Genomic DNA, 12,088 nt, shown 5'->3' with positions numbered 1-12,088 from the left:
AGGTATAGAGTTAGGCCTGCGTTTATCCGAAACCGCGTCAACCTGGGGCTACGCAGGACACTAGGTCCCCGGCGGACCTGGTTCAACGAACACGCCGAGCGGTCCCTCTTACTTTTTGCCGTGGTGTTTTTATCGCACGGACACCGGTTCGGCTCACAGCGGGGCGTTCCGGGTCGCCGGCGCCTCGGGGACGCTGACGTCGTACACCTTCGCGTCGAGCTTCATCAGTGCCATGAGCACCTCGGCCTTGCGCGGAGAGTTCTCCGCTCCGCCCCACATCACCACAACCCCGTCGTCAAGGGTCAGGACGATGTCGTCCCGGGTGCGCGCGGTGATGTCGCGGACCCTTGGGGCGACGGCGGCCGGCAGGGTTCCGATGACCTCGACGACCCCGGCCAGCGTCTGGCTTGAGACGGTGGCGGGATCCGCCGTGACCACCGGCACCCCTTGGGGCGCCGCGTCCACGGTACCGAACCGTACGCCGGTTTTGTCGACCTCGACGAAGCGTCCGGAGTCCGGGATGACAATGGCCACTTGACGCTCCGTCACCTGAATCCTGACAGTGTGCGGCCAGTCGCGGGAGACGGTCACCGACGCGACCCTCGGGATCGCCGCCACGCGTTGCTCGATCGCACCGAGGTCGACGCGGGCGAGCGGAGTGCCGACGGGCACCTTGGCAACGTCGTTGACCTGCGCGGCGGTCAGCACCTGGGTGCCGCGCACGGAGACCGAACGGGCGTCCAGGAGCGGCGAGTACGTGACGGTGGCCCACGCACCGGCGATGAGCACCAGCACGACGGCGACGACGAGGGGACCCAGGTTGGTCCAGCTGCGGCGCGGCTTCCCGGCGGCCGGGCGAGCCGGCCGCCGCAACGCCGCCTTGCCGGACGTCGCCGTTCCGGGCTTCGCGAGCCCGGACGGCTTCGCCGGGCTCCGCGGTGCGGCCGCCCGCCGCCTCGCCGGGCGTTCCGTAGTGGCCTGACGGTCCCTCACGTGCCCCGCGTCTCCTCGGTCCGGTGTCAGGTGCGCGCCGCCGCGATGGCCTCGTGCACCATCCGCACCAACGTCTCGTCGGCGTCGCGGCGGCCGAACTCGGCTGCCGCCCTGCCCATTTCGTACAGCCGTCGGGCGTCGGTGAGCACCGGCAGGACGTTGGCGGTGATCCACTCCGGTGTGAGGTCGGCGTCGTCGACGAGCAGGCCGCCGCCGGCCTTGACCACCGGCTGGGCGTTCAACCGTTGTTCGCCGTTGCCGATCGGCAGCGGGACGTAGGCGGCGGGGAGCCCGACCGCCGACAACTCGGCGCAGGTCATCGCGCCGGCACGGCACAACACCATGTCGGCCGCGGCATACGCGAGGTCCATCCTCTCCAGGTACGGCACGACGACGTACGGCGGCGCGCCGGGCGGCGGTGTGATCGTCAACTCGTTGTTGGGCCCCGCCGCGTGCAGCACCTGGACGCCGGCCGACAGCAGGCTCTCGGCGGTGGCGGCCAGCGTCTCGTTCAGGCGCCGGGCGCCCTGCGATCCGCCGAACACCAGCAGCGTCGGGCGCATGGGGTCGAGCCCGAACGCCTCACGGGCCTTGTCCCGCTCGGCGTCGCGGTCGAGTGTGGCGATCGCACGCCGCAGCGGGATGCCGATGTAGCGGGCGTGCCGCAGCTTGCTGTCGGGGGTGCTGACCGCGACGAAGTGGGTGTAGCGCGCCCCGATCTTGTTGGCCAGCCCGGGACGGGCGTTGGCCTCGTGGACGACGATCGGGATGCCCTGGCGCTTCGCTGCGAGATAGCCCGGCAGGGCCACGTACCCGCCGAAGCCGACCAGCACCGACGCCTGGGTGCGCTCCAGGACCGCAGCCGCCTCGCGGATCGTGCCGCGCAGGCGCCCGGGCACGGTCATGAGCTCGGGGGTGGGCTTGCGCGGCAGCGGGACGGCCGGGATCAGCGCGAGCTCGTAGCCGCGGGCCGGGACGAGTTTCGTCTCCAGGCCCTTGGACGTGCCCAGCGCGGTGATGCCCACATCGGGGTTCTCCCGCCGCAACGCATCCGCGAGGGCGAGAGCCGGCTCGATGTGCCCGGCGGTTCCACCACCGGCGAGGACGACATGCACCTGATTCACCGCTCCCTGCGCGGCAGGATCCGCGCGAACGCACGGCGGACCGCCCCTCGGCCCTGTGCCGCAAGCTGCTTCTGTGCTCCCGGTTCGGTACGGGCGAACGAGAGCAGCATGCCTACGGCGAACATGGTCGGAAGCAAGGCGGAGCCTCCGTAGGACACCAACGGCAGGGGCACACCGGCGATCGGCAGCAGGCCGAGCACCGCACCTATGTTGATCGTGGCCTGGGCCGTGATCCACGCGGTGGCGCCCCCCGCGGCCAAGCGTACGAAGGGGTCCTTCGTACGACCGGCGACGCGGATACCCGCATAGCCTAGAGCCGCGAAGAGGCTGAGTACCGACAGCGTCCCCACCAGCCCCAATTCCTCGCCGATGACGGCGAAGATGAAGTCCGTGTGGGCCTCCGGCAGAGTGCCCCATTTCTCATAGCTGGTCCCGATTCCGCTGCCGAAGAATCCGCCGGTGGAGAGCGCATAGATGCCGTGAGCGGCTTGCAGGGTCTCGCCCTGCGGGTCGGAAAACGGATCGAGAAAAGAACCGAAGCGGGCCGCGCGGTGCGGTTTCAGCAGGATGAAGACGGTCGCGAGGACCGCGGCCGCGGACAGGGCGAGGACGAACAGGCGGCCGGGCGCCCCCGCGACCCACAGCAGTGCCAGCACCACGGCGGTGATGACCATCGCGGTGCCCATGTCGCCGCCCATCATCACCAGCCCGAGCACGAGCAGGGCGCCGGGGAAGAGCGGGATGAACAGGTGGCGCCACTGGCCGAGCAGGCGCTGTTTGCGGGTCAGCAGGTCGGCGCCCCACAGCACGAGGCCGAGCTTGGCGAATTCCGACGGCTGGATCTGGAACACGCCCCCCAGGGCGATCCAGTTGCGGTTGCCGTTGACCTCCATCCCTATCCCCGGCACGAGCACCAGACACAGGGCCGCGACGGAGCCGAGCAGCAGCGGGTACGCCAGCATCCGGTAGACGCGCACCGGAAGCCGGGCACCGATGAACATCAGCGGCAGCCCGATGCCGATCGCGACGGCCTGTTTGACGAAGACGGCACTGAAGTCGCCGTACGTCACGCGGGAGAAGATCTGCGAGGCGGACAGGACCATGACCAGGCCCAGGACGGACAGCAGCAGTCCCGCGCCCAGCAGGAGGTAGTAGGCGGTCAGCGGGCGGTTGAAAGCCCGTTTGACGTCGTTCAGGCGGGCGCGGGCCGGGTGGGGCTTGCCGCCGCGGCGGGCGGGGGGCACCGTGGCGCCACGCGCCCTGCCCCACCGCCCGGCGGATTTCGGCGCAGGCTTGGCCTGCTTGGCCGCCTCTCGTGTCGCCCCCGGCATGGTGACGCCTCGTCAGGAGACGTTGCCGGGGAGCCTGTGCACCGCCTCGGCGAACGCGTCGCCGCGCGCGCCGTAGTTGAGGAACATGTCCATCGAGGCGCAGGCCGGGGCGAGGAGCACCGTGTCCCCTGGACGGGCCAGTTCCGCCGCTGTGCGCACCACGAGATCCATCGCCCCAGTGTCGGTGGCGGCGACCTCGGACACCGGGACATCGGGTGCGTGTCGCTCCAGCGCCTCGCGGATCACAGCCCGGTCGGCGCCGAGCAGCACGACGGCGCGCAACCGGTCGCGCGCCTCGGCGACCAGTTCGTCGAACGACGCGCCCTTGGCCAGCCCGCCGGCCACCCACACGATCGACGGGTAGGCGCGCAGCGACGCGGCCGCGGCATGGCCGTTGGTGGCCTTGGAGTCGTCGATGTACGCGACGTCGTCGACGGTGGCGACGTGCGCGATGCGGTGGGCGTCGGGGCGGAAGGTCCTCAGGCCTTGGCGGACGGCCTCGGGGGGGACGCCGTGGGCGCGGGCGAGCGCGGCGGCGGCGAGCGCGTTGGCGACGTTGTGCGGTGCGGCGGGCACCACGTCGGCCAGTGCGGCGAGTTCGGCGGCCTCGTTGCGCGTGTCGGCGACGAACGCCCGGTCGACCAGGAGGTCTTCGACGACGCCGAAGTTGCCCGGGGCTGGGGTGCCGAGGCCGAATCCGACCGCGCGGCAGCCCTCGGTGACGTCGGCCTCGCGGACCAGCTTCTCGGTCGCGGGGTCGGCGCTGTTGTAGACGCACGCGACCTCCGCTCCCGCGAAGATGCGGCCTTTGGCGGCGGCGTACGCCTCCGGGGAGCCGTGCCAGTCGAGGTGGTCGGGGGCGATGTTGAGGACCGCCGCGGCACGCATGCGCGGGGCGTTGGAGCCCTCCGTCCACGGGGTCAGCCAGTGGAGCTGGAAGCTGGACAGTTCGAGGGCGAGCACATCGTAGGCCTGGTTGCCGTCGAGGTCGCGGGCGAGGACCGCGTCGAGCACGGGCGTCCCGACGTTGCCGACCGCCTCGGCGCGCAGCCCGGCGGCGGTGAGCATGCTCGCGAGCATGCGTACCGTCGTGGTCTTGCCGTTGGTGCCGGTGATGGCCAGCCAGGGGGCTGCGCCTTCGCGCGGACGCAGCCGCCACGCGAGTTCCACGTCGCCCCAGACCGGGACACCGGCGGCGTCCGCGGCGGCGAACAGCGGCGCGGTGGGGCGCATGCCCGGCGAGGTGACCACGACGTCGACGCCGTCGGGGAGGGTCGCGTCGTCGCCCAGGCGCACGCTCGCGCCGAGCGCTTCGAGCTCGGTCGCGCGGGTGCGTGCCCTGTCGTCGTCGGCGGCGTCGACCACGACGACCCGCGCGTTCTTCTCGCGCAGCGCGCGCACCACGGCCGAGCCCGAGATGCCGGTGCCGACGACGCACGCCGACAGCTCGCTCCACGGCGCGTCGAGATGGTGGAAGTCGTCCAGGTTCAAGGTCACTTGGCGGTCACCCAGCCCGCGTAGAAGATACCTATGGCGAGGATCACGCACAGGCCGGCGATGATCCAGAAGCGCACCACGATGAGCACTTCGGGCCAGCCTTTCAGCTCGAAGTGGTGTTGCAGCGGCGCCATGCGGAAGACACGCTTGCCGGTCATCTTGAAGAAGCCGACCTGGATGATCACCGAGAGCGAGATGATCAGGAAGAGGCCGCCGATCAGAGCGGACAACAGTTCGGTCTGGGTGCAGATGGCGAGACCCGCGAGGGCGCCGCCGAGGGCGAGCGAACCGGTGTCGCCCATGAAGATCTTGGCGGGCGAGGTGTTCCACCACAGGAAGCCGAAGCAGGAGCCCATCATCGCGGCGGCCACGATCGCGAGATCCAGCGGGTCGCGGACGTCGTAGCAGGCCGCGCTCGCGGAGGCGTCGAAAGCGCAGCTCTGGCCGTGCTGCCACACACCGATGAAGGTGTACGCGCCGAACACGATCACCGAGGCGCCGGTCGCCAGACCGTCGAGGCCGTCGGTGAGGTTGACCCCGTTGGAGTGCCCGGCGATGAGGATGTACGCCCAGATCACGAACACCACGGGCGTCAGGTCGAGCGCGGTGTCCGTGACGAAGGAGAGGTGCGTGGACGCCGGGCTGAATCCGCGGTCGTTCTCGAATTGCAGCGCCAGGATGGCGAAGGAGATACCGACGAACGACTGGCCGGCGAGCTTGGCCTTGGCGCGTAGGCCGAGGCTGCGCTGCTTGACGATTTTGATGAAGTCGTCGACGAATCCGACGAGTCCGAGGCCGGCCATCAGGTAGAGCACAAGTATCGCGGAGGCGCTGGGGCGCTCCAGCGTGATCGCCTTGGCGCCCGCGTACCCGATCAGTGCGGCGAGGATGATGACCGCGCCGCCCATGGTCGGCGTGCCCCGCTTGCTGTGGTGGCCTTGCGGTCCGTCGTCCCGGATGAGCTGGCCGTAGCCGCGCTTTACCAGGATCCGGATCGCGAGCGGTGTGCCGATGAGCGACAGCACCAGGGCGATTGCCCCGGAGAGCAGAACCGCCCTCACCGACGCACCTCCCCGGCGCCCACCGCGTCGTCGCCGGGCCGTGCGTCATCGAGCAGGGCGAGTGCCACCCGCTCCAAGGCCGCCCCCCGCGATGCCTTCACCAGCACGATGTCGCCCGCGCGAAGCTCGGACCGCAGCAGGTCGACGGCCGCCTGCGTGTCGGGTACCAACACCGACTCCTCACCCCAAGAACCCTCGTTCTTCGCCGCAATGTCCATCCACGCGGCCTCCCTGCCCCCTACCGCCACGAGGCGGCCGATGTTCAGCCGCACCACGAGGCGGCCGATCGCGTCGTGCTCGGCCATCGAGGCGTCCCCGAGTTCGCGCATCTCGCCGAGCACCGCCCACGTGCGACGGCCGTGTGCCATCGCCGCGAGTGCCTTGAGTGCGGCGCGCATCGAGTCGGGGTTGGCGTTGTACGCGTCGTTCACGACCGTGACGCCGTCGGCGCGTTCGGTCACTTCCATGCGCCATGGCGATGCGGATGCGGCCTCGCCGAGCGCGGCGGCGATCGTGTCGACGCCCATGCCCACCTCGCGTGCCACCGCCGCGCAGGCGAGTGCGTTGGCCACGTGGTGCTCACCGTACAGGCGCAAGATCACGGCCGCATCGCCCTCCGGTGTGCGGAGGGTGAAGGACGCGCGGCCCTGGTCGTCGAGGCGTACGTCTTCGGCCCGGATGTCCGCACTTGCGCTCTCGCCGACGAACACCACGCGGGCGCGGGTGCGTTCGGCCATCGCGCGAACGAGCGGGTCGTCGGCGTTGAGCACCGCGAGGCCGGTGGGCGGCAGCGACTCGACGAGTTCACCCTTGGCCTTGGCGATGGTCGCGCGGTCGCCGAACTCCCCCAGGTGCGCGGTGCCGACGTTGAGCACGACACCGATGCGCGGCGGTGCGACGTCGCACAGGTACGCGATGTGGCCGACACCACGCGCGCCCATCTCCAACACGAGGTGACGGGTCGTCAGTTCGGCGGACAGGACGGTGAGCGGCAGGCCGATCTCGTTGTTGAAGGAGCCGGGCGGCGCGATCGTGGTGCCGGCGTGCGCGAGCACCTGCGCGATCAGGTCCTTTGTGCTGGTCTTGCCGGACGAACCGGTGATGCCGACGACGGCGGTGTCCGGAAGGCGGTCGGCCACCGCGCGGGCGAGCCGGCCGAGCGCGGCGACGACGTCGTCCACGACGATCGCGGGGGTGCCGGTCTCGCGCGTCGCCAGCACGGCGACAGCGCCGTCGCGCACCGCGGCCTCGGCGAAGTCGTGCCCGTCGGCGCGCTCGCCCGCGACTGCGGCGAACAACGCGCCCGGGGTCACCTTGCGGGAGTCGACGACCACCTCGGCGGTGATCCGCGTCTCGGGGTCGGCGCCCCCGGCAAGCCGCCCGCCGACGGCCTGGGCGGCGTCGGCGAGAGTCGTGACAATCACTGTTGGGTCTCCTCGGACGGCGGCACGGCGCGGTCGCCCGCGGCGGCGTGCGCCGCAGGTTCGGTGGTGGGGGCGGCGGGGTTGATCTTCCCACCGCTCCCGGCTGCTGGTTCAGGTGCCCCGGGGATGGCGCCGGCGGTGCTGTCCGGACTGCTGTCCGCGGGGGTGCCGGCGCCGAAACGGCGGCGGAGCGCGGCGCGTACCTCGACCCGGTCGTCGAACGGCCGTACCTCGTCGCCGATCTTCTGCCCTTGCTCGTGGCCCTTGCCCGCCACCACCACGACGTCGCCGGGGGCGGCGTGGTTCACCGCCCACGCGATCGCGGCGGCCCGGTCGGGTTCGACGACGAGTTCGCCGTGCGGCTCGGGCACTTCGCGGGCGCCGGCGAGCATCTCGTCCAGAATCGCGCGGGGGTCTTCCGAACGCGGGTTGTCGCTGGTCAGCACGGCGACGTCGGCGAGGCGCACGGCTGCCGCACCCATCAGCGGGCGCTTGGTGCGGTCCCGGTCCCCGCCGCAGCCGAGGACCACGAACAGCCGGTGCTCGGTCACCTCGCGCAGCGCGTGCAGCGCGGTCTCGACGGCGTCGGGGGTGTGTGCGAAGTCGACGACGGTGGTGAACGGGGCGCCCTCGTCGACGTGTTCCATGCGGCCCGGCACACCCGCGACACCCGCGACGCCGGCCGCCGCGATGTCGAGCGGAATCCCGGCGACGACCTGCGCGACGATCGCCAGGGCCGCGTTGGCGACGTTGAACGGCCCGGGCAGTCGCACCGACGCGTCGACCTTGGCGCCGTCCGGTCCGATGAGGCGGAAACGGCTTCCGTGCGGTCCCAGTTCGGTGTCCTCGACGCGCCAGTCCGCAGGCCGGGTGCCCGACGGCGAGACGGTCGTGACGGGAATCGTCGCGGTCTCGGCGATGCGGGCGCCGGAGGAGTCGTCGACGTCGGCCACGCCCGCACGTGCACGGCGGGGCGTGAACAGGTCGGCCTTGGCCCGGAAGTACTCCTCCATCGAACCGTGGAAGTCCAGGTGATCCTGGGTCAGATTGGTGAACAGCGCGACGTCGAACACCGTGCCGTCCACGCGGCCGAGCGCGAGCGCGTGGCTGGAGACCTCCATCGACGCCGCGGTGACGCCGTGTTCGGCCATCGCGGCGAACAACGCCTGCAGGTCGGTCGCCTCGGGCGTGGTCATCGCGCTCGCCTCGACCAGCTCGCCGACCCGGGTCTCGACCGTGCCGACCAGGCCGGTCACGTGCCCGGCCGCGCGCAGACCGCCGTCGAGCAGATATGCGGTCGTGGTCTTGCCGTTGGTGCCGGTGGCGCCGAACAGCAGGAGCCCGTCGCCGGGCCGACCGTAGACCCACGCGGCGACTTCGCCGAGCCGTCCGCGCGGATCGGGGACGACGACCGCGGGCAGACCGGTGGCACGCGCCCGTTCGGCGCCCGCCGGGTCGGTCAGCACCGCGGCGGCGCCTAGGGCGGCGGCCTGGGCCGCGAAGTCGGCGCCGTGCGCCCGGGAGCCGGGCAGTGCGGCGTACAGGTCGCCTGGGCGTACCGCCCGCGAGTCGTGGGTCACGCCGGTGAGGGCGGTGTCCGAAGCGGTGTCGGGTGCCGGTTCGGCGAGGCCGAGCAGCGCGTACAGGCCGGACAGCGGACGAGGGGGCACACGGGTGGGACGCCGCGGAACACGATCGGACACGGCCGTGAGGCTACCTGCTTTTCGGGGTGCCCGACGCACGGTCGGCGCGGGCCCGGTGGCGTCGCGGCGGACCGTCACGGCTTCCACTCCACCGGGATTTCGGGCGACTTCGTTCCGGTCGGCGGCACTTTGCGCGTCTGGAGCGCGAAGCTCATGACGTCCTTGAACACCGGCGCGCACAAGGTGCCGCCCCACTTGCCGTTGGTGGGTGCCTGGATGGTCACCGACACCACGATCTGCGGGTTGTCCGCGGGGGCGAAACCGATGAATGAGGAGGTGTAGCCGTTGTAGAGGCCCGTGTTGGGGTCCACCCGGTTGGCCGTTCCGGTCTTGCCTGCGACCCGGTAGCCGGGGATCTGGGCCTTGTTGCCGGTGCCTTCGTCGGCGTCGACGACGGATTCCATCATGTCGGCGACAGCCCGGGCGGTCTGCGGGCTCACCACTTCGGTACGCGCGGGCGCGGGGGACGGCGTGGCCTTGCCGTCCGGCCCGGTGGTGCTCTTGACCAGGGACGGGCTGACCCGCACGCCGCCGTTCGCGATGGTCTGGAAAACGCTCGTCGCCTGGAGGGAGTTGACCGCCAGCCCCTGTCCGAACGGAATCGTGTACTGCTGGGCACCGTCCCATTTCTGGGACGGCGGAAGCAGGCCGGGCGTCTCGCCGGGGAAACCGATGCCGCTGGTCGAGCCGATTCCGAACTTGCGGAGATATTCGTCGAGTTTCGCGTTTGCGGCTTCTTGGGTCGGGCCCAGTTTCTCGGCCGCGAGAATGGTGCCGATATTGCTCGACTTGGCGAGGACGCCGTTGAGCGTGAGATACCACGTGCCGTGGTCGACGTCGTCGTGGAACACCCGGTCCGCGCGCGGGAGTGCGCCCGGCACGATCACCTGGGTCTCGGGAGTGGCCTGGCCCTCCTCGATGACCGCGGCCATCGTCATGACCTTGCTGGTGCTGCCCGGTTCGTACGCCTCCTGCAGCGCGCGGTTGCCCATGTTGTCGGGGTTGGCACCGGCGATCCGGTTCGGGTCGAAGCCCGGGGTGGTGGCCATCGCGAGGATTTCGCCGCTCTTGACGTCCTGCACGACGATGGTGCCGCTTTCCGCGGCCGCTTCCGCGACTTTCGCGCTGATCAATCGCTCGGCGTACCACTGGATGTTGCGGTCGATCGTCAGTTGCACGGTGTCACCCGGGACGGCTTCCTGGCCTTTTTCGCCGCCCGTGGGGACTTGGCGGCCCAGGGAGTTCTCGTAGGTCACCTTGCCGTCGGTGCCCGACAGTTGTGCGTCGAGCGCGAGTTCGAGTCCGCCGGCGCCTTTGTCCTCGGCATTGACGAAACCCACGAGGTTCGCCGCGACCGATCCGGCCGGATAGACGCGTTTGCTGTGCGGGCGCGCGTAAATGCCCACGAGGTCGTCGCGTTGCTGGTCGGAAAGCTGTTTCCGCGCCGCCTTCACCTCTTCCCACACGGCAGGCTCGACCTGCTCGGCGATCACCACATAGCGCGACTTCGGGGTACGCAGCAGCTCCTCGATCCGTCCGGCGTCCGCCCCGATGACGGCCGCGAGGGCGGCGGCGGTGGCGGTCGGATCGTGCTCCTGAACCTGGGTGGGGTCGGCGGTGATGTCGTAGGCGTCGACCGACGCCGCCAGCGTGACCCCGTTGGCGTCGACGATCGTGCCGCGGTCGGCGGGCAGCCGCACGGTCTGCATGCGGAGGCTGTTGGCGTCGGCGGCGTAGGCGGAGGCGTCGAGGGCCTGGAGTTGCACTATCCGGCCGACGAACAAGGTGAGCACCACCGCGAGTCCGATCATCCCGTAGCGCAGGCGCCGCTTCGGGTCGCCGAGGCGCAGGGTGCGGACGCGGACGGGTCCCCGCCGCACCTCGCGAGGTGGTACGGCGGGGCGGGTCACGCGCCGGTCCGCACGCGCCGAGACGGAGTGACCGCGCCCGGGGGCGGGAGGCCGTGCCGGGCGCGCGACCAGACGCGCGCCGCCGGCCGCGTCCCGCGCGATCCGGCGTCCACGCGGCGACGCGGCGGAGTTGTCGTCGATGCCGTGCCGTACGGGCCACCGCGGGCGACGGGGCGCCTGCGTCTCGCCGGGACCGGGTCGTACGGAGCGGCGCTCTCGGTTCGGCGCATCCGTCTGAGGGCGGGGCACGGGGCGCGCGAAGCCGCCGCGCGACCGTGCGGGAGCCCCCTTGCCGCCACGCGGCGCAGAGCGCTGCTCTCCATGGGGAGCATCAGCCTGCGGCCCCTGCGCCCGACGCGGAGAACCTCCTGCCGACCGAGCGGAAGCGCCGTCGCCGTCGCGCCGCGCGGATCGCTGCTCTCCATTCGGAGCATCAGTCTGCGGACGCTGCGCGGGGCGCGCGAAGCCACCACGCGGTGCGGAGCGCTGGTCTCGGTTCGGAGCATCCGCCTGAGGACGCCGCACCGGACGGACCGAACCGCCGGACGAATCGGCCGAGACACCGTCACCGGAACGCCGCCCGGAGCGCTGGTCTCGGTTCGGAGCACCCGTCTGCGGGCGTTCGGGGCCGCCTGTCTGCTCGGGTGGCCCACCCGCAGGGCGTGCCGCCCGCTCGCGCCCACCCGGCTGGGGGCGGCCGGCCTGGCCCTGGGCCGCTTCCCGCCGGTCGGAGCGCGGCACCGCCCTTCGGACGCGGTGGTCGTCCGCAGGGTCGGGACCGCCTTCCGGGCGTACCCTGCCGGGCGCGGTGTCGGGGGCGGTGCGTGGGCGATCCGCGGGCTGTCCGTTGCGAACGGGCCACCAACGTCTTCCGCGTCCCAGCGCGTCCGCGTCGGGACGGCCTCGGTCCTCTCCCGTTCGGCGGCCGTCGGACGCGCGGCGTTGCGCGTCCTGACTCCGGTGCGGGGGGCGCGTGTCCTTCTCGTCGGCGGGAGGCTCACCGGCCCCGCCCCGGGCACGGGGCCGGTGGTCTTCCTCGCCGTCC

Annotated in this window: 8 protein-coding genes; all 8 read right to left on the bottom strand. The window is 71.7% G+C overall.

Features of this window, described 5'->3' with window-relative positions:
* Nucleotides 1-153: 153 nt before the first annotated feature.
* Nucleotides 154-993 carry a cell division protein FtsQ/DivIB gene (locus tag ACRX5W_RS08300; protein ID WP_436787296.1) on the bottom strand — a complete coding sequence of 280 codons (840 nt, stop codon included), beginning with the start codon at nt 991-993 and terminating at the stop codon, nt 154-156.
* Nucleotides 994-1,019: 26 nt separating this feature from the next.
* On the bottom strand, nt 1,020-2,108 hold the full coding sequence (murG, locus tag ACRX5W_RS08295) for an undecaprenyldiphospho-muramoylpentapeptide beta-N-acetylglucosaminyltransferase (RefSeq protein WP_436787523.1): 1,089 nt from the start codon (nt 2,106-2,108) through the stop codon (nt 1,020-1,022).
* Between the two features lie 5 nt (nt 2,109-2,113).
* The gene (ftsW, locus tag ACRX5W_RS08290) at nt 2,114-3,448 is read right to left on the bottom strand and encodes a putative lipid II flippase FtsW (protein WP_436787295.1); all 1,335 of its coding nucleotides are present in this window, start codon (nt 3,446-3,448) and stop codon (nt 2,114-2,116) included.
* Between the two features lie 12 nt (nt 3,449-3,460).
* Complete coding sequence (gene murD, locus ACRX5W_RS08285) at nt 3,461-4,939, bottom strand: UDP-N-acetylmuramoyl-L-alanine--D-glutamate ligase (RefSeq protein ID WP_436787522.1); 1,479 nt, start codon at nt 4,937-4,939, stop codon at nt 3,461-3,463.
* A gap of 2 nt (nt 4,940-4,941) precedes the next feature.
* On the bottom strand, nt 4,942-6,006 hold the full coding sequence (mraY, locus tag ACRX5W_RS08280) for a phospho-N-acetylmuramoyl-pentapeptide-transferase (protein WP_436787294.1): 1,065 nt from the start codon (nt 6,004-6,006) through the stop codon (nt 4,942-4,944).
* Nucleotides 6,003-7,430 (bottom strand): UDP-N-acetylmuramoyl-tripeptide--D-alanyl-D-alanine ligase, encoded by a 1,428-nt coding sequence (locus ACRX5W_RS08275; protein WP_436787293.1) that lies wholly within the window; start codon nt 7,428-7,430, stop codon nt 6,003-6,005. Before ACRX5W_RS08275 ends, mraY begins: the two co-directional genes overlap by 4 nt.
* Nucleotides 7,427-9,133, bottom strand: coding sequence for a UDP-N-acetylmuramoyl-L-alanyl-D-glutamate--2,6-diaminopimelate ligase (locus ACRX5W_RS08270; RefSeq protein ID WP_436787292.1), 1,707 nt, complete (start codon nt 9,131-9,133; stop codon nt 7,427-7,429). Before ACRX5W_RS08270 ends, ACRX5W_RS08275 begins: the two co-directional genes overlap by 4 nt.
* A gap of 74 nt (nt 9,134-9,207) precedes the next feature.
* Nucleotides 9,208-11,013, bottom strand: a complete 1,806-nt coding sequence (locus ACRX5W_RS08265) for a peptidoglycan D,D-transpeptidase FtsI family protein (RefSeq protein WP_436787291.1) — start codon at nt 11,011-11,013, stop codon at nt 9,208-9,210.
* Nucleotides 11,014-12,088 lie beyond the last annotated feature (1,075 nt).

Source organism: Yinghuangia sp. YIM S10712, assembly GCF_051388935.1.
Taxonomy (GTDB): Bacteria; Actinomycetota; Actinomycetes; order Streptomycetales; family Streptomycetaceae; genus Yinghuangia.
Note: the sequence above shows the minus strand (reverse complement) of the source record. Positions and strands in the feature narration are given on the sequence as shown.

Bases quoted from the DNA above. Each gene is read 5' to 3' on its own strand.
- ftsW (WP_436787295.1), bottom strand. From the start codon at position 3,448: ATGCCGGGGGCGACACGAGAGGCGGCCAAGCAGGCCAAGCCTGCGCCG.